Consider the following 15427-nt stretch of genomic DNA (forward strand, 5'->3'; position numbering starts at 1 on the left):
GACGCACCCTCGGTGCGCCGGTCGCTCGAGCGTCAGCTACGACCACCACCACTTGGTTTGCGGGTGTCAGACTTGGTGGCGTCAGGCTTCTTGTTGCCCTGGCTGCCAGCGCCGCCTCCGGAGGCCTGCCCACCTTTTTTGCCGGCTTCCGACGCCTTGTTCTTGTCGTTGGCAAAGTTTCCCGAGTTTTCTTTCTTGTCCATGATGCTGATCCTCATGTCATTGGGATGCGAAGCCTTGTGGACCTCACATAGGTGTGGAGATAGGCCACGGGGCAAAGTTTTAAAATCTTTGCGTGCATGAGACGAACGGTAAGCCCGCACGACTTTTTCATCCGCTTGGCGGGGCTGTGGAACTTTGCAGCGCAGCGCCCATTCCCTTGCATATCGACTGCAAGGGGCAGCCAAGAGGACAACGGCCATGACCGTGATGAACGCAACCCGCCCGACTGCCGACCTGGCGCAGGTTCAGGCCGGCGACCTGCTCAACCGCTACCAGGCGCTGCTGCGCGGTGACCTGGTGGGCAGTGCCGCCTGGCTGGCCGAGCAACTGCTGCGCACCCAGGGTCTGCAGGACGACCTGCCGGCAACCCCGGGCGAACTGGACGCGTGGACCGACCGGCGCACCGCCGCAGTTGCCGGCGAGTACGCCGAATACCTGGCCGGGCGCAAGGCCGGCGCGCCCCGGCGCTATTTCAGCACTCGCGCCCACGCGCTGTACTTTCTGCACCATGTGGCCCCCACCAAGGCGGTGGACGGCGCCTGGCTGCACGGTCTGCTGCGACACTGGGCCGACCCGCGCTATCACGGGCTGATCCGTATCTACCTCGAAGAGCTGGGCGATGGCGACCCGGCCTGCAACCATGTACTGATCTATCGCCGCCTGCTGGCCGAGGCCGGTTGCCACGAGCCGGTGCCGCTGCCCGACGAGCGTTACCTGCAAGGCTGCCTGCAGCTGGCGCTGGGGGCCAACAGCGACATGTTCCTGCCCGAGGTGATCGGCTACAACCTGGGCTATGAGCAGCTGCCGTTGCACCTGCTGATCAGCGCCTACGAGCTCGACGAACTGGGCCTGGATGCCCAGTACTTTCGCCTGCACGTCACCATCGACAACGCCAGCAGCGGCCATGCACGCAAGGCCGTGCAGGCCCTGCAGCAGTTGCGCCCGGAGCAGGACGACGGGCGTTTCTACCAGCGCGTGGCCGCCGGCTACCGGCTCAACGATCTGGGCCAGGGCTCGGCGGCGATCATCGCAGGCTTTGACCTGGAGGCCGAGGTGGTGGCGCTGCTCGAACGCAAGCGCGCCTTCGGCCAGCACATGCATTCAGACTACTGCCGCTTCCAGGGGCGCACCGTCAATCAATGGCTGGCCGAGCCGGGCAGCATGCCGGGCTTTCTTGGCGTGCTGGAACAGAAGGGCTGGATCAAGCGCGGGCAGGACCCACAGCTCAGCCGCTTCTGGCAGGTGATCGAGGGGCCGGGCGCGGCGATGTTCGGGGTGTTCAGCGTGTATGAAAAGCAGCTGCTGCATGACTGGATTGCCGGCGACTGGCAGCCGGCCGGCAACCCCGAGCGTACCCAGGGCAGCGCCCTGCAACCCTCGATGCCTTCGGACGACACCGCGCTCGACATCGAGCTGCAGGCGCTGCCCGCACAGTGCCGTATCGAACGCCTGATCGACGCCATGGCCGGCAACCGCCATGCACTGCCGCGCGGCCTGCAGGCCACGCGGATGTACCGCCAGCTCACCGGCCTAAACTGAAGGAGTGCACCATGCTGCTGAACACCTGCCAGCCTGAAGCGGACAAGGCCCTGCTGCAACTGGGCCGGCGCCTGCAGGCCGACGGCTACCGCTTCACCTGCGTCACCCCGCTGACCCAGCAGCGCAACAACGAGCGCCAGAGCGCGGCGCGGGCGCGCACCCTGCGCGACATTTTCGGCTGGAACCGTCCGTTCACCGCTTCGCTGCTGTCGGCCGACGAACTGGCGCAGATGCGCGTGGCACAGATTCTCGACGAAGACGGCGACTGCTGGCGCAGCCGGGTGCGCTGGTCGAGCCTGGAGGACCTGCTGTTCGTGCATTCGGGCTTTCCCACCACGCAGGCCGATGCGGTGTTCTTCGGGCCCGACAGCTATCGCTTCGCACACTTCATCGCCAGCCACCTGCAGGGCCGCTTCAGCGAAATCAACCACGCGGTGGATATCGGCTGCGGGGCCGGGGTAGGGGCGATACTGATCGGCCGTGCACGCCGGCACGCCCAGGTCACCGCGCTGGACATCAACCCCGACGCCCTGCGCCTGAGCGCGATCAACGTGGCCCTGGCCGGGCTGGCCAATGTGTCGGTGGCGCACAGCGATGTACTGCAGGGCATTACCGGCAACTTCGACCTGATCGTCGCCAACCCGCCGTACATGCTCGATGCCGGCCGCCGCGCCTATCGGCACGGTGGCGGCAGCCTGGGCGCCGACCTGTCGCTGCGCATCGTCAACGAGGCAATCGGGCGCCTGAGCCAGGGCGGCACGCTGCTGCTGTACACCGGGGTGGCGATGGTCGACGGGCACGACCCGTTCCTTGCCGCCATCCGTGCCCAGCTCACCGCCCCGCAATGGTCGTGGCACTACCAGGAGCTGGACCCTGACGTGTTTGGCGAGCAACTGCTCGAACCTGGCTACGAGCAGGTCGAGCGCATTGCAGCGGTGGGGCTGACGGTGACGCGCAACGGCTGAACATGCCGGTGCGGTTTCATTGCCCCGGTCAATCAGATGCCGGGGGCTGTATTGGAGTTTTCGATTTGAATGTCGGGCCCGGGGGGCCCTTACTAGTGGTTACACCTGAGACATCGAGGGTTGCATCATGCCAATGAACGGAGTGTGTGATCTGGAACTGCGTCGCCTGATAGAAGGCGCCTTTCTGCCATGGCGCTGTGAAGTGGCGTGCAGCGACGGATTGGCGCTGACCATCCACCTGCCGGCCGATGCCGAGTATGCCGAGCTTACGGTCACGGGTATCCAGCTGAGCGCCTTGCCCGACGTGCGGGCCATCGCGGACCTGGTGGGTCAGATCCGCGAAGAGCGCCGCACCATGGGCCTGCAGCCGCGCAGGCTTTACCGCGCCTGACCCCCATGCGCCCGGCTAGCCCAGGCCGGCCGGGCGCAGGTATTCCGGTTGCAGGGTGTTGAACCAGAACAGGATCATCGACACCAGGATGGTCACCTGCACCAGCAACCCCACCCCCCACACGCTGGCCGAGTACAGCAGGCCGTCTTCCTTGCGGATGCGCATGAAGGTCGGCAGACCGGTGAACAGCAGAAAGGTCGCGTACACCGTGGCCGCGCCCAGTATCGTGACCGCCAGCCAACGGCTCGGGTACAGCCCGGCCAGCCCGGCTATGAAATACGGTGTGGCGGTGTAGGCAGCAAAGCCGATGCACTGGTTGAGGGTGGGGCGTGCATCGAAGGTACGCGACATCCAGCGGATGAATGCCCCCATCAGCACCGTGCCCGCCATGATCGCCAGAAACAGCAGGATGCACAGCTGCAACGCGCTGCTGGCACTCAGGCGCACGTTCTCGTTTTCGGCCAGGCTCCAGCCCACCGAGGTGATCCCGATGAACAGGCATACGGTGGGGATTAGTGCCAGCAACAGCAGGTGTGACAGGTAGTGACGCGGGTGGGCTTCCTCGTCGTGGCGAATATCGGCCCACGCCGAGTTGGGTTGGGTGAACAGCTTGACCAGGTGGCTTGTCATGGCGGTCTCCGGTACCGGGGCGAAAGGGCCCCTCGTGTTCTGTGGAGGTCACAAAGCGGCCAGGGTTTCATCGGCTTTGCCGCAAGCGGACCAACTGCCTTGAACCATTGCGCGCGCGGGCCGGTCACTTCTTGCAGGGGCGCCAAACGGCGCCACCGATGACGACCATCACCTTCAGGAGTCAAGACCATGGACCAACAGACCTGTGCCTGCCCGGACTGCAACTGCAAGGTCGGCGACAACCCCGTGCAACGCGAAGGCAAGTCTTATTGCTGTCAGGCCTGCGCCGATCATCACCCGGCCGGCAAACCCTGTTCTGCCAGTGGCTGCGGCTGCGCCAGGCAGGCCCCCACGCACTGAGGCACTGAACCGTACCGGAGGATCCCGATGTCGACGCCAAAACCCAGCAACCAGTACAGCATGCGCAACCCGCTGACCCAGTACCCGCAACCGCCGTTTCCGGCCCAGGGCCAATCGGCGCCTGGGCTGGACAGCGGCATGCAACCCAAGCCGGACCACGGTGAGCACAGCTACCAGGGCTTTGGCCGGCTCCAGGGGCGCAAGGCGCTGATCACGGGCGCCGACTCCGGGATCGGCCGTGCGGTGGCCATCGCCTTTGCCCGCGAGGGTGCGGACATCGTGCTCAACTACCTGCCCATCGAGCACAGCGATGCCAAGGAAGTCATCCAGTTGATCGAGGCCGAGGGCCGGCGTGCCATCGCCTTGCCGGGCGACCTCAAGGACGAGGCCTTTTGCCGCGAACTGGTCAGCCAGGCCCACGACCAGTTGGGCGGGCTGGACATCCTGGTCAACGTGGCAGGCAAGCAGGTGGCGCGCAAGCAGGTGGGCCAGGTCAGCAGCGAACAGTTCGACGCCACCATGAAGACCAACGTGTATGCGCTGTTCTGGCTGTGCCAGGCGGCCGTGCCGCTGATGCCGGCCGGGGCCACCATCATCAACACCGCATCGATCCAGTCGTACCAGCCGTCGGCGACCCTGCTCGACTACGCCACCACCAAGGCGGCGATCGTGGCCTTTACCAAGGCCCTGGCCAAGCAGGTGATCGAGCGCGGCATCCGTGTCAACGCGGTGGCACCGGGGCCGATCTGGACGGTGCTGCAGCCCAGCGGCGGGCAGCCGCCGGAGAAGATCCCCGACTTCGGCGGGCACACGCCGATGAAGCGCCCCGGCCAGCCGGCCGAGTGTGCGCCGTTGTACGTGCTGCTGGCGTCGCAGGAATCCAGTTACATCACCGGTGAAGTGTTTGGCGTGACCGGTGGCAACCCATTGCCTTAGGCGAGGAGACGAGCATGGCCAGCAGGGCGATCTGGAAGGGCGCGATCAGTTTCGGGCTGGTGCATATCCCGGTGTCGCTGACCACGGCGGTCAGCAGCGACCGGGTCGATTTCGACTGGCTCGACAAGCGCAGCATGGACCCGGTGGGCTACAAGCGGGTGAACAAGGTCACCGGCAAGGAGATCGACAAGGAGCATATCGTCAAGGGCGTGGCGTTCGAGAAGGGCCGCTATGTGGTGATCAGCGAGGACGAGATCCGCAAGGCGCGGCCCGAGGCCACCCAGACCATCGATATCTTCTCGTTCGTGGGCAGTGACGAGATCCCGCTGCAGCACTTCGACACGCCGTACTACCTGGCGCCGGACAAGCGCGGTGGCAAGGTCTATGCGCTGCTGCGCCAGACCCTGGAGAGCACCGGCAAGGTGGCGCTGGCCAAGGTGGTGCTGCATACCCAGCAGCACCTGGCGCTGCTGCGCCCGCTGGAGGACGCCCTGGTGATGATCACCCTGCGCTGGCCCGATGAGGTCCGCGGGCTCGAAGGGCTGGAGCTGGACAAGAGCGTGAGCGCGGCCACGGTGGACAAGAAGGAGCTGCAGATGGCCAAGCGTCTGGTGGAGGACATGGCCGGGCACTGGACGCCGCAGGAGTACCACAACGACTTCAAGGACACCATCATGGCGCTGGTGGAAGAGAAGGCCAGCCAGGGCAAGATCGCCACCGTGGAGGCACCCGAAGACCAGGCAGCGGGCAAGGGTGCGGACATCATCGACCTCACCGAGCTGCTCAAGCGCAGCCTGGGTGGGGGCAAGAAGGCGCCGGCCAGGAAGGCACCGGCCAAGAAGGCCGCACCTTCGCGGTAGGAGCCGGCGTTGCCGGCGAAGGTCACACTGCGGGCTGTCGGGCTTTTGCGGTGTTGGCTTCGCCAGCAAGGCTGGCTCCTACACAGGCTGCGGCGTTACCGCGGTCTCCTGCAAATGCAGCCACTTGCCCTGCCCATCGAACACCACCGTCGACCAGCGCAGCGTGGTCTGGCCGCTGTCATCCTGCTGATGCTCGCGATAGGTCACCACCCCCGGCGCCACGTCGTGCATCTCATCGATCTCGATGCGCAGGCCAGGCCGCGAGCCATAGGCCTGGGCAAAAAAAACCTCCAGCTGCGCCTTGTCGAGCACCGTGCCCTTGAGCGTGAACATCGAGAACCCCTCGGCAAAGCGCTCCAGCAACGGCGGCCGTGCCTCGCCGGCCAGCCACTGGCGGATCTGCACATGCGCCTCCAGCACCTCTTCAAACCCCGCATTACGCTCTGGCATTGCACTCACTCCACAGGTTGAACAAACAGGGCCCGGGCGCCCGGCAGGCGCAGCACCCAGGGCAAGGGCAGCAAGGTCAGCGCGGCGCCCAGCGCCAGCGCTTGCGCGTAGGCTGTAGGCTCCGGCAATCGCCAGTCGAGCACTGCGCCGAGCAACGCCACCCCGAAAAAGAAACTCAACTGCCGGTTCAGGCTCCACAGCGCACTGGCCGCGCCCATGGCCGCCTCGGGGATCGCCACGAACGCCGCCGTCTGCGCGGTGCTGCTGCACAGGCTGCTGCCCAGGCCCAGCAGCGCATACAGCAGCACCAGCCAACCGGGGTGGGCGACCAGCCAGGGGCTGGCCAACGCCAGCACCGCCAGGCTTTGAATGCCCATGCCGGCCAGCAGCAGCGGGCGTGGGCCCAGTGCGTTGAAGCGCCACCGGCTCAGGGCGATCGCCGCCAGCGCACCGGCGGCCCACGGCAGCATCAGCCCGCCGGTGGCAGTGGCGCTCAGGCCCAGCGTGCCTTGCAGGTACAGCGCCGCCACCAGGTTGATCCCCATGAACACGCCCGGTACGCACAGGTAGATGAGCATGGCGGTGTGCAGCAGTGGCTGGCGCAACAGGCGCAGGTCCAGGGCCGGCCGTGCGCTGGGCTGGGGCCGACCGCCGGGCAGCCAGGCCAGCACCAGCGCGGCGCACGCCAGGGTGGGCGCAAGCAGGGCGAAGAACACCCAGCGCCAGTCGCCCTGGTCGGCCATCAGCCCGCCCAGCGCCAGTCGCCCTGGTCGGCCATCAGCCCGCCCAGTGCCGGCGACAGCGCCGGCACCAGCAGGGCCACCATCATCACCCGCGAGGTGAGGCCGGCGCGCTCGCTGGCGGGGCAGGCGCGGTAGGCCAGCGCCTGGCCCACCGGGATCAGCAGGCCGCCACCCAGGCCCTGCAGCAGGCGCCAGCCGATCAGTGCCTCGATGCTCCGGGCCGAGCCTGCCAGGGCGCAGCCCAGGCCGAACAGGGCCAGCGACAGCAGCAGGGTGGCGCGCTCGCCGATGCGCTGCGCCAGCCCGTTACCCAGCGGGATGATCAGGGTCAGGCCGAGCATGTAGGCGTTGCCGACCCAGCCCAGCTGCGTGACCGAGGCGCCGAGCTGGCGCTGCAGGGCGGGGTAGGCGCTGTTGAGCACGAACAGGTTGAGCAGGTCGAGGGCAAAACCCATCAGGAAGATCAGGCTGACTTTGCTGCGAAAAGGCATGACGGGGCGCCGCTGGAGAACGATGGGCGCAGTGTAGGGCGGTGCTTATGATTGAATAAGCCCCGCAATACTGCCAGATTGGTCGAATTATTTTGACAATAAAGGGGCCTTTGCATGGTCAGCCTGGACCGTTTCGAGCTGTTTTGCGCCGTGGTGGAGGCGGGGTCGTTCACGGCGGCGGCCACACGCCTGTGCCAGACCCGCGCCGCGGTCAGCTTCGGTATCAAGCAGCTGGAGGCGCAGCTGGGCGTGACCCTGCTGATCCGCACCACGCGCCGGGTGGCGTTGACCGATGCCGGCGAGGGCTTCTACCGTCAGTGCCTGCTGGTGCTGGAGCAGGCGCGGTTGGCCATCGAGCAGGCGCGTGCCGAGCATGGCGGGTTGCAGGGCAGCCTGCGGGTCACCTCCACGGTGGAGTACGGTTTGCGCGTGGTGGCGCCGGCCTTGCAGCTGTTCATGCGCGAGCACCCGTTGCTCAACGTGCGGCTGGAAACCCACACCAGCCATGCGGACCTGGTTCAGGAGCGCTTCGACGTGGCCATCCGGTTGGGTCAGGCGCAGGATTCAGGCTACCGCGGGGTGTGCCTGGAGACCTATGCAGTGCACCTGGTGATGGCGCCGGGCGTGGGCGTGCCAGGGGCGACGCTTGCCCAGGTGAACGCCTTGCCCAGGCTGGTGCATGGGCGTTTCGAGCGCCAGGCCGGTTGGGCGTTGCTCGATCAGAGGGGGGAGGCGGCGGTGTACGAGCCATCGGGCCGGGCGGTGATGGTGGCGGACAATGCCTCGATCCTGCGTTCGTTCGCCTTGCAGGGGCTGGGCGTGGCGCTGCTGCCGGCCTGGTTGATCGAGGACGACCTGCGTACCGGGCGTCTGCTGGATGCATTGCCGGGGTATCGCTTTGCCGAGCAGAGCGTGTACGCGCTGTACCCGGCCAGCAACCACGTGCCGCGCAAGGTGCGGGCCTGGATCGACTTTCTCAAGGGGTATGTGAACGGCATGTAGGCGCCGGCGTTGCCGGCGAAGGGCGCGCTGCGTTGGCCGGTGTTTCGCGGTGTCCGGTTCGCCAGCCTGGCTGGCTCCTACAGCGCAGCACCCGGTGTCGCTTCCAGGCCCTTGTCCAGCTTCAGCAGCTCCAGCAACCGTCTGGCGTCATAGGGCGCGCGCACCTTGATGTCGTTGTCGAAGTAGCAGTACACATCGCGATGCGCCGCCTTCGGCGCCGCACTCGCCGCATCGATCAACCGCGCATCCCCAGGCTGCGCCCCGCGTTTCCACGCCTGGATACGCTTTTGCCAGCCGCGCAAGGCCGCCTCTGAATAACCGCTGCTGTACAGCGCCACATCCCCATGCAGGCGCATGTACACGAAGTCGCTGGTCAAGTCCTCCACATGCGGCCACTTCTTCGCCGTGTCGGCCACCACCAGCGCTACCCGGTACGTGCGCAGCAACGCCACGAACGCCGGGTCCAGAAAGCTCTCGTGACGCACCTCCACTGCATGGCGCACCACCTGCCGGTCGGCGCCCTCCAGGTAACCCGCACGCTGCATCCGCTCGGCACACTGCGCGGCCAGGGCCTTGGCCTGCTTGCCGGTGTGCGGCAGGCGCGCCAGAAACGCATCGAACAACCCCTCGTCAAAACGCATGTTCGGCGGGAACTGCCACAAGGTCGGCCCCAGCTTGCTGCCCAGCGACAGGGGGCCGGAAGCATAGAAGTTGGCCAGCGGTTCGTCGATCTCGCGCAGGCGCTTCACGTGGGTGATGAAGCGCGGCGCCTTGACGCTGAACACGAAGCCTGGCGGCGTTTCGGCCGCCCAGCCGGCGAAACGCTCGGGACGTTGCAGCGCATAGAAGGTGCCGTTGATCTCGATGCTGTTGACCGCCCGCGAGGCGAAGTGCAGCTCGTCCTTCTGGCGCAGGCCCTCGGGGTAGAAGTCGCCCCGCCACGGCACATAGCGCCAGCCCGAGATGCCGATATGCACCTGCGCCGCGCCACGGCTCACGGGGTAGCCGCCAGGGTGGTGAGGAAGTCGCCGAAGCCGCCCCGCGCCCGGCAGTCGCCACGGCTGCTGGTGGACACGCTGTTGCGTGCCGTCCACACGATGCGCGCGCCGCTCAGCTCAAGGTCGCTGATCAGTTGCACGTCTTCGTCCAGCGGCACGGGCCGGAACCCGCCGACCCGCTGGTAGGCCCTGGCGCAGATGCCCAGGTTGGCGCCATGGATGTGCCGGTGGTCCTCGCGGGCCTGGTAGTGGGCCAGGTAACGCGCCTGCAACGCCGCATCCTGGTGCGCCTGCCATTGCTCCACGTGCACCGTGCCGCACACGGCGTCGGCGGCGCAGTCCAGCTGGCACACCAGCCAGTCGGCCGGCACGCAGCTGTCGGCGTCGGTGCAGGCCAGCCAGCGCGCGCCGCGCTCGAGCATCCAGCTGGCGCCGGCACGCCGGGCGTAGCCCACGTTGCGCGCAGTGACCTGCAGGGTGTGCACGCCGTGCGCCAGGGCAATGGCTTGGCTGGCATCGCTGCACTGGTCGAGCACCACCACGATCTCTACGCGCTCGCCAAGGGCCTCGGCCTGCGCCGCCGCCTGCCCGAGGGCGCGCAGGCAGGCCGGCAGGTACTGTTCTTCGTTATGCGCGGGGACGATCACGCCGATCATAGGCAAGGCTCCTGCAGGTCAATGGCACACGGCTGGCAACACCAGTATTCGAGCAGGAAGTCGGCTTCTTCGTGGCGCACGGCGCGGTACAGCGGCAGGCGCTGATCGAGCAGGGCGTGTACCTGGCGGCCATCCTGCGGGCAGCCGTCGATGGGGTGCAGCCAGTGGCAGGCCAGCAGCGCACCGCCAGGGCTCAGGCTGGCCACGGCCTGTTCGATCACCTGCAGCCACTGCGCGGGGTCGAGGTAGTAGCCGATCTCGCTGAGCACGATCAGGTCGAACTCGCCCCCCGGCCAGTCGCCGGGCAGGTGGCCCTGGCTCACACTGGCCTGGGGGCAGGCTGCCAGGCGCCGGCGCGCAAGCTCCACGGCAGTGGCATTGAGGTCCTGGCACAGCAGGGCCTCGGTGCGCTCGGCCAGCGCTGCACTGAGCTCGCCGTTGGCGCAGGCGGGCTCGAAGATGCGCGTGTAGTACTGGCGCGGCAGGCAGGCCAGGGTCAGGTCGCGCTTGCGCTTCTCGTACCAGCGGGTCCGAAAGGCCCAGGGGTCTTCATCGTGCTCGAACAGCTGTTCGAAATACTGCGGCGATACGCTCATGGAAACACCCGTCATAGAAACAGCAGTTCGAAAGGTTGCAGAAGGCGTTGCAGGGTGGTCTGGCTCAACACCGGTGGCTGCTCGCCATCGGCATGGAGCTGGCTGGCATGCGCGGCGATGGCGGCGCGCTTGCGCGCAAGTTGCTGCGGGCTGAGCGCCAGCTTGCGCGCACGGCGCCACGGCAGGCGCGGGTCGTCCGGCCGGGCCCAGTGCCAGGCCCAGACCGGCACCTCGATCAGTTGCGCGCCCACGGTCTGCGCCGCCTGTGCGCTGGCACGGCCCACGGCCTCGTGGTCGCAGTGGCCGTCCAGGCGCCAGGTGCTCAGCACCCGGTCGTCGGGGCGCAGGCAACGCACCAGCGCATGGGCCAGCTGCGCTTCGTGCGCGGCCACGCCACTGTCGGCCAGGTGCAGGCGCTGCCAGGCCACCCGGTCGACGTCCAGCCCCAGCGCGGCCAGGGCTGCGCGGCTTTCCAGGGGGCGCTGCACGCGCAGGCGCTCGCCTGGCCAGGCGAGCGAGCCGGGGTGGCTGCCTTCGCCATCGGTCACCGACACCAGCAGCAGCGCCTGCTCACGGCCGCAGAAGGTCGACAGCAGGCCACCGCAACCAAGCACCTCGTCATCCGGGTGGGGCGCCACCACCACCAGGCGCGCACCGGGGGGCAGCAGCTCATCGGCCTGCACCGTGGCGACCTGGGCCAGGGCGCTGGACGCCTGCCACAGCGACAATGGCGTGCCGCTGCCGGCTGCCTTGATCGGGTTGTCGACGCTCATAGCTGCCACCCGCCGGCTTCACGCCCGGCCAGTTGCCGGCCCAGTTCGGCCAGGTCGCGCTCGGCGTGGCTCTGGCGCAGGAACACCGGCAGGTCGGCGCTGAGCCGGGCGAAGTGGCTGTTGCGGCAGAACGGGGTGGCACCCAGGGCGCGGCCCACGTGCGTCAGCACCAGGGTGGCGGCGTATTCGACCTGGGCGCGCACACGGCGTACGGCGAACTGGGCATCGGCCTGGGGCTGTGCGTCGATCTGTGCGGCGCACTCGCGCAGGGCTGCAGCGGCGCCGCACAGGGCAGCGTCCACCGCGCCCAGGTGGGCGTCGGCGTGGGGGTCGGGGCGTGGCTGGCGACAGTGTTCGCGCAGGTAGTCGGCCAGGGCCTCGGCGGCGCCGTACCAGCAGGCGGCGATGCCGGCGCCGCCGTGCCAGAAGCCGGGGCGACTGAGGTACTGGCCAGGGCCACCCACCAGGTGCGCCGGGGTGTGTTCCAGTTCCAGCTCGACGCTGGCGGTAATGCCCATGCCCACCGCCTGCCAGCCGTCTGCCACCCGGTGCAGACCCGTCTCGGCAAGGTCCAGCGCCACCAGTTGCGGCTGTTCGTCTTCGTCCCAGGCGGTGAGCAGGCCGTGGTCGATCTGCAGCGCGCCGGAGCACCAGGCCTTGCGCCCCTGTAGGTACACCCGCTGGTTGTCGCGAGCCACGATGCGCACCCGTGCGCTGGGCGGCTCGGCCGCCCATACGCCCCAGATCCCGTTGCCGGCCAGGTGCGCCCCGGCGCATTCGGCGAGTATCGCCAGGGCATCGGTATGCCCTTCATACAGCTTGGCCAGGGCCAGGTCGGCGCCGGCCACCCGCGCCAGGGTCTGCCAGCGATGCAGCGTCTGGCCCTGGCCGGGCAACGGCAGGCGTTCCAGGCCGGCTGCCTGCAGGGCCTGCATCAGTTCGAGCAGCTGGCTGTCCAGGTTCAGCGGTTGCGGGCGCTCGGCGAACTGGCGCAGCAGGGTGTCCAGGCGGCCCAGGTCGAAGGTTTGAACAATGCTCATGAGGCGGACTCCTTGGGGCACGCAGCGTGGGTCGAGGTATTCTTTTTCAGGCCGCGCAGGTTCATGGCGCACAGGCAGAACTGCAGCACGATCAATGCCCAGGCCTCGGTATGCCAGCCCCACACCACCCACAGCAGGTTGCTGGCCATGAAGCAGCAGAAGCCGATGCGCCGCCGACGCGGCTGACGCGAGCCGATCCACCAGGCTGCCACCAGGGTGAGCAGCATGGCCGGCCACTGCAGCAGGTCGATCCAGTCCAGGCCCTTCATGCCACGCCCATGCGCTTGCGCAGCGCCACGGTGAGCGACTGGCGGGTCTTGTCGTAGTCGGCCCAGGGGTCGTCGCCATTGGCCAGGCGCTCGCCCAGGTTGTGCAGGTTCCACTGGTTGGCGCCCTTGAGTTCGGTGAGCTCTTCGCGGCGGATCGGTACCGACACCGGCAGCCCTTCGCGGGCGCGCAGCGAATAGGCGCACACGGTAGTGGCGCCACGGGCGTTGCGCAGGTAGTCGATGAAGATGCGCCCCACGCGGTTCTTAGGCCCCGAAACGGCGGACAGCCGGTCGGGGAACAACCCGGCCATGTGGGTGACGATGGCATGGCTGAACGCCTTGACTTCGTCCCAGCCGGCACGCCGGGTCAGCGGCACCACCACGTGCATGCCCTTGCCGCCACTGGTTTTCAGAAACGCCTGCAGGCCCAGTTCGTCGAGCAGTGCCAGGGTCAGCTGGGTCGCTTCGACCATGGCCTTCCAGGGCAATGCCGGGTCGGGGTCGAGGTCGAGCACGAAACGGTCGGGTTTGTCGAAGTCCCTGGCGGTGGCGTTCCAGGTGTGCAGTTCCAGGGTGTTCATCTGTACCGCGCCCAGCAGGGTGTCGGCGCGGTCGATGATCATCACTGCCTGGCCGGCCTCGGCCTTGTCGTGACTCTCCAGGCCCGGGATGTTCAGCTGGGCGGCGTTCTTCTGGAAGAACAGCTCGCCGCTCAGGCCCTCCGGTGCGCGCACCAGCGCCACGGGGCGACGCTTGAGGTGCGGCAGGATCCATTCGGCGACCTGGGCGTAGTACTCGGCCACCTGGCGTTTGTCGGTGCCGCTGCTGGCATCGATCACCCGGTCGGGGTGGGTGATGCGCAGGGTGTTGTCGGAGGCTTTGCGGGTAGGCGCTTTCACGGGTTTCTCCAGGCCGATGGCGCGGGCCGGCTTGTCTTCGCGCAGGCCATGGAACACCGAATGGCGTACCACCCCTTCGCGGGTCATCTGGGCGTAGGCCACCTCGGCCAGCAGCTGTGGCCTGAGCCAGTGCACGCCGCGGGCTTCGGCGCCGGTGGGTGGGTTGGCGACCGCGGGCTTTTTCACCTCGAGCGGGGTGAGGCGCTGGAGCAGGCTCTGCAGGGTGGCGGTATTGAAGCCGGTGCCGACCTTGCCGGCGTAGCGCAGCTGGCCGTTGTCGGCGTCGTGCACCCCCAGCAGCAGGGCGCCGAACGCGGCGCGGCTGCCCTTGGGTTCGGTGAAGCCGACGATCACGAATTCCTGGCGCTGCTTGCACTTGAGCTTGATCCAGTCGTGACTGCGCCGCGATACATAGAGGCTGTCGGCACGTTTGCCGATCAGGCCCTCCATCTGCATCTGGCAGGCGCTGGCCAGCAGGGACTCGGGGGCTTCGTCGAAATCGGCACTCAAACGCAGGCGTTGTTCGTCGGCCGGTTCAAGCACGGCCGCCAGGGCGGCGCGCCGCTCCTGCAACGGGCATTGGCGCAGGTCCATGCCATTGAGGTAGGGCAGGTCGAACAGGTAGTAGACGATGTTGGCATCGGTGTCGCTGTCGAAGGCGTTCTGCAGGGCCTGGAAGTCGGCGATACCCTCGGCGTTGGCCACCACCACTTCGCCATCCAGCCAGGCCGAGCTCAGCCCCAGGCTGGCCAGGGCCTTGGCCTGCAGCGGCATGCGCGCGGTCCAGTCGTGGCCGTTGCGGGTGAACAGGCGCACGTCGTCGCCGTCGATGCGCGCCAGGATGCGGTAGCCGTCGAACTTGACCTCGTAGCGCCAGTCGCCTTGTGGCGGGGTTTCCACCAGGGTGGCCAGTTGCGGCGTGAGGGCGGCGGGCAGGGTGGCCTTCCTGGCCGCACTCAGTGTGCCGGCCCTGGCTGGGCGGCGAGGCGGGGGTGCGGCCTTGGGCTTGTCCTTGTCTTTGCCCTTGCCCTTGGTGCGCGGGATCAGGCTGCGCTCGCTGAGCACGCTGTCGGGCTGGGCCTGCAGCACGTCGTAGTCGGCCTCGGCGCGGGCAGCCTCGTCGTCGGACTTGACCAGCATCCACTGTTCCTTCTTGCCGCCAAGGCGGGTGCGAAACAGATGCCAGGTGCCGTTCAGCTTTTCGCCCTGCAGGCGAAAGCGCAGCTTGCCGCTGGCATAGCCCTGGGCCGGGTCGCCCTCGGGCAGCCACACGCCGCGGTCCCACACGATCACTTCGCCCGCACCGTAATGGCCTGCGGGGATGCTGCCCTCGAAGCTGGCGTAGTCCAGCGGGTGGTCTTCGACGTGGACGGCCAGGCGCTTGACCTTCGGGTCCAGTGACGGGCCCTTGGGGATGGCCCAGCTCTTGAGGGTGCCGTTCAGCTCCAGGCGAAAGTCGTAATGCAGGTGGCTGGCGTCGTGCTTCTGGATGCAGAACTGCAATGCCTGCGCGCGCGCACCGCGGCGGGCCTTGCCGGCCGGCTCCGGGGTGGCGTCGAAGTTGCGCTTGCGCTGGTATTCCTGCAGTGGCTTGGCCATTGCCGTGC

At 67.8% G+C, this 15427-nt stretch carries 19 protein-coding genes; 7 read left to right on the forward strand and 12 right to left on the reverse strand.

The window, feature by feature from the left end:
* Positions 1-32: 32 nt before the first annotated feature.
* A complete protein-coding gene (locus N0B28_RS11895; protein ID WP_078481227.1) occupies positions 33-203 on the reverse strand; it encodes a KGG domain-containing protein in 171 nt (56 codons plus the stop codon).
* A 217-nt stretch (positions 204-420) separates the two neighbouring features.
* Between N0B28_RS11895 and N0B28_RS11900 the strand changes: the two genes are divergently transcribed.
* The 3 genes from N0B28_RS11900 (at position 421) to N0B28_RS11910 (ending at position 3117) form a co-directional block, all read left to right on the forward strand.
* Entirely contained in the window at positions 421-1761 is a 1341-nt protein-coding gene (locus N0B28_RS11900) for an iron-containing redox enzyme family protein (RefSeq protein ID WP_100632708.1), read from the forward strand.
* An 11-nt stretch (positions 1762-1772) separates the two neighbouring features.
* The gene (locus N0B28_RS11905) at positions 1773-2726 is read left to right on the forward strand and encodes a class I SAM-dependent methyltransferase (RefSeq protein ID WP_043860041.1); all 954 of its coding nucleotides are present in this window, start codon (positions 1773-1775) and stop codon (positions 2724-2726) included.
* A 127-nt stretch (positions 2727-2853) separates the two neighbouring features.
* Positions 2854-3117, forward strand: a complete 264-nt coding sequence (locus tag N0B28_RS11910) for a DUF1652 domain-containing protein (protein ID WP_043860040.1) — start codon at positions 2854-2856, stop codon at positions 3115-3117.
* A gap of 15 nt (positions 3118-3132) precedes the next feature.
* Here the strand turns inward: N0B28_RS11910 and N0B28_RS11915 are convergent, their stop codons facing one another.
* Positions 3133-3747: a Yip1 family protein gene (locus N0B28_RS11915; RefSeq protein ID WP_043860039.1), complete on the reverse strand. Its 615-nt coding sequence runs from the start codon at positions 3745-3747 to the stop codon at positions 3133-3135.
* Positions 3748-3936: 189 nt separating this feature from the next.
* Between N0B28_RS11915 and N0B28_RS11920 the strand changes: the two genes are divergently transcribed.
* Genes N0B28_RS11920 through N0B28_RS11930 form a run of 3 tightly spaced genes read left to right on the forward strand, consistent with a single transcriptional unit; the run spans position 3937 to position 5903 of the window.
* Positions 3937-4107 carry a metallothionein gene (locus N0B28_RS11920; RefSeq protein ID WP_043860038.1) on the forward strand — a complete coding sequence of 57 codons (171 nt, stop codon included), beginning with the start codon at positions 3937-3939 and terminating at the stop codon, positions 4105-4107.
* Between the two features lie 27 nt (positions 4108-4134).
* The gene (locus tag N0B28_RS11925; RefSeq protein ID WP_043860037.1) at positions 4135-5043 is read left to right on the forward strand and encodes an SDR family oxidoreductase; all 909 of its coding nucleotides are present in this window, start codon (positions 4135-4137) and stop codon (positions 5041-5043) included.
* 14 nt (positions 5044-5057) lie between these two features.
* The gene (locus tag N0B28_RS11930; protein WP_275731897.1) at positions 5058-5903 is read left to right on the forward strand and encodes a Ku protein; all 846 of its coding nucleotides are present in this window, start codon (positions 5058-5060) and stop codon (positions 5901-5903) included.
* Between the two features lie 78 nt (positions 5904-5981).
* On the opposite strand, the gene N0B28_RS11935 is transcribed toward N0B28_RS11930, so the two are convergent.
* From N0B28_RS11935 to N0B28_RS26280, 3 genes are read right to left on the reverse strand one after another with little or no spacing between them, the layout of a single operon-like run.
* Positions 5982-6353: a DUF4440 domain-containing protein gene (locus tag N0B28_RS11935; RefSeq protein ID WP_123753074.1), complete on the reverse strand. Its 372-nt coding sequence runs from the start codon at positions 6351-6353 to the stop codon at positions 5982-5984.
* Positions 6354-6358: 5 nt separating this feature from the next.
* Complete coding sequence (locus tag N0B28_RS26275; RefSeq protein ID WP_345799355.1) at positions 6359-7096, reverse strand: MFS transporter; 738 nt, start codon at positions 7094-7096, stop codon at positions 6359-6361.
* Positions 7096-7587, reverse strand: a complete 492-nt coding sequence (locus N0B28_RS26280) for an MFS transporter (protein ID WP_345799356.1) — start codon at positions 7585-7587, stop codon at positions 7096-7098. The genes N0B28_RS26275 and N0B28_RS26280 overlap by 1 nt, the downstream gene beginning before the upstream one ends.
* Before the next feature lie 114 nt (positions 7588-7701).
* On the opposite strand from N0B28_RS26280, the gene N0B28_RS11945 reads away from it, so the two are divergent.
* Entirely contained in the window at positions 7702-8589 is an 888-nt protein-coding gene (locus tag N0B28_RS11945; protein WP_088515079.1) for a LysR family transcriptional regulator, read from the forward strand.
* 77 nt (positions 8590-8666) lie between these two features.
* Here the strand turns inward: N0B28_RS11945 and N0B28_RS11950 are convergent, their stop codons facing one another.
* Genes N0B28_RS11950 through ligD form a run of 7 tightly spaced genes read right to left on the reverse strand, consistent with a single transcriptional unit; the run spans position 8667 to position 15419 of the window.
* On the reverse strand, positions 8667-9587 hold the full coding sequence (locus N0B28_RS11950) for a DUF72 domain-containing protein (protein WP_275731898.1): 921 nt from the start codon (positions 9585-9587) through the stop codon (positions 8667-8669).
* Positions 9584-10243 carry a glycosyltransferase gene (locus tag N0B28_RS11955; protein ID WP_043860031.1) on the reverse strand — a complete coding sequence of 220 codons (660 nt, stop codon included), beginning with the start codon at positions 10241-10243 and terminating at the stop codon, positions 9584-9586. Before N0B28_RS11955 ends, N0B28_RS11950 begins: the two co-directional genes overlap by 4 nt.
* The gene (locus tag N0B28_RS11960; RefSeq protein ID WP_054914437.1) at positions 10240-10839 is read right to left on the reverse strand and encodes a class I SAM-dependent methyltransferase; all 600 of its coding nucleotides are present in this window, start codon (positions 10837-10839) and stop codon (positions 10240-10242) included. The genes N0B28_RS11955 and N0B28_RS11960 overlap by 4 nt, the downstream gene beginning before the upstream one ends.
* A gap of 11 nt (positions 10840-10850) precedes the next feature.
* Positions 10851-11612 carry a PIG-L family deacetylase gene (locus tag N0B28_RS11965; RefSeq protein WP_275731900.1) on the reverse strand — a complete coding sequence of 254 codons (762 nt, stop codon included), beginning with the start codon at positions 11610-11612 and terminating at the stop codon, positions 10851-10853.
* A complete protein-coding gene (locus tag N0B28_RS11970; RefSeq protein ID WP_275731901.1) occupies positions 11609-12652 on the reverse strand; it encodes an acyl-CoA dehydrogenase in 1044 nt (347 codons plus the stop codon). The genes N0B28_RS11965 and N0B28_RS11970 overlap by 4 nt, the downstream gene beginning before the upstream one ends.
* Positions 12649-12921 carry a hypothetical protein gene (locus N0B28_RS11975; RefSeq protein WP_043860027.1) on the reverse strand — a complete coding sequence of 91 codons (273 nt, stop codon included), beginning with the start codon at positions 12919-12921 and terminating at the stop codon, positions 12649-12651. The genes N0B28_RS11970 and N0B28_RS11975 overlap by 4 nt, the downstream gene beginning before the upstream one ends.
* Positions 12918-15419 (reverse strand): DNA ligase D, encoded by a 2502-nt coding sequence (gene ligD / locus N0B28_RS11980; RefSeq protein ID WP_275731902.1) that lies wholly within the window; start codon positions 15417-15419, stop codon positions 12918-12920. The genes N0B28_RS11975 and ligD overlap by 4 nt, the downstream gene beginning before the upstream one ends.
* Between the last annotated feature and the right edge of the window lie 8 nt (positions 15420-15427).

It is taken from the genome of Pseudomonas sp. SD17-1 (genome assembly GCF_029201585.1).
Taxonomy (GTDB): domain Bacteria; phylum Pseudomonadota; class Gammaproteobacteria; order Pseudomonadales; family Pseudomonadaceae; genus Aquipseudomonas; species Aquipseudomonas palmensis.

What these genes read in the sequence shown, in the direction of transcription:
- N0B28_RS11895 (WP_078481227.1), bottom strand. Translation starts at nt 203, where the DNA reads ATGGACAAGAAAGAAAACTCGGGAAACTTTGCCAACGACAAGAACAAG.
- N0B28_RS11900 (WP_100632708.1), top strand. Translation starts at nt 421, where the DNA reads ATGACCGTGATGAACGCAACCCGCCCGACTGCCGACCTGGCGCAGGTT.
- N0B28_RS11905 (WP_043860041.1), top strand. Translation starts at nt 1,773, where the DNA reads ATGCTGCTGAACACCTGCCAGCCTGAAGCGGACAAGGCCCTGCTGCAA.
- N0B28_RS11910 (WP_043860040.1), top strand. Translation starts at nt 2,854, where the DNA reads ATGCCAATGAACGGAGTGTGTGATCTGGAACTGCGTCGCCTGATAGAA.
- N0B28_RS11915 (WP_043860039.1), bottom strand. Translation starts at nt 3,747, where the DNA reads ATGACAAGCCACCTGGTCAAGCTGTTCACCCAACCCAACTCGGCGTGG.
- N0B28_RS11920 (WP_043860038.1), top strand. Translation starts at nt 3,937, where the DNA reads ATGGACCAACAGACCTGTGCCTGCCCGGACTGCAACTGCAAGGTCGGC.
- N0B28_RS11925 (WP_043860037.1), top strand. Translation starts at nt 4,135, where the DNA reads ATGTCGACGCCAAAACCCAGCAACCAGTACAGCATGCGCAACCCGCTG.
- N0B28_RS11930 (WP_275731897.1), top strand. Translation starts at nt 5,058, where the DNA reads ATGGCCAGCAGGGCGATCTGGAAGGGCGCGATCAGTTTCGGGCTGGTG.
- N0B28_RS11935 (WP_123753074.1), bottom strand. Translation starts at nt 6,353, where the DNA reads ATGCCAGAGCGTAATGCGGGGTTTGAAGAGGTGCTGGAGGCGCATGTG.
- N0B28_RS26275 (WP_345799355.1), bottom strand. Translation starts at nt 7,096, where the DNA reads ATGGCCGACCAGGGCGACTGGCGCTGGGTGTTCTTCGCCCTGCTTGCG.
- N0B28_RS26280 (WP_345799356.1), bottom strand. Translation starts at nt 7,587, where the DNA reads ATGCCTTTTCGCAGCAAAGTCAGCCTGATCTTCCTGATGGGTTTTGCC.
- N0B28_RS11945 (WP_088515079.1), top strand. Translation starts at nt 7,702, where the DNA reads ATGGTCAGCCTGGACCGTTTCGAGCTGTTTTGCGCCGTGGTGGAGGCG.
- N0B28_RS11955 (WP_043860031.1), bottom strand. Translation starts at nt 10,243, where the DNA reads ATGATCGGCGTGATCGTCCCCGCGCATAACGAAGAACAGTACCTGCCG.
- N0B28_RS11960 (WP_054914437.1), bottom strand. Translation starts at nt 10,839, where the DNA reads ATGAGCGTATCGCCGCAGTATTTCGAACAGCTGTTCGAGCACGATGAA.
- N0B28_RS11965 (WP_275731900.1), bottom strand. Translation starts at nt 11,612, where the DNA reads ATGAGCGTCGACAACCCGATCAAGGCAGCCGGCAGCGGCACGCCATTG.
- N0B28_RS11970 (WP_275731901.1), bottom strand. Translation starts at nt 12,652, where the DNA reads ATGAGCATTGTTCAAACCTTCGACCTGGGCCGCCTGGACACCCTGCTG.
- N0B28_RS11975 (WP_043860027.1), bottom strand. Translation starts at nt 12,921, where the DNA reads ATGAAGGGCCTGGACTGGATCGACCTGCTGCAGTGGCCGGCCATGCTG.
- ligD (WP_275731902.1), bottom strand. Translation starts at nt 15,419, where the DNA reads ATGGCCAAGCCACTGCAGGAATACCAGCGCAAGCGCAACTTCGACGCC.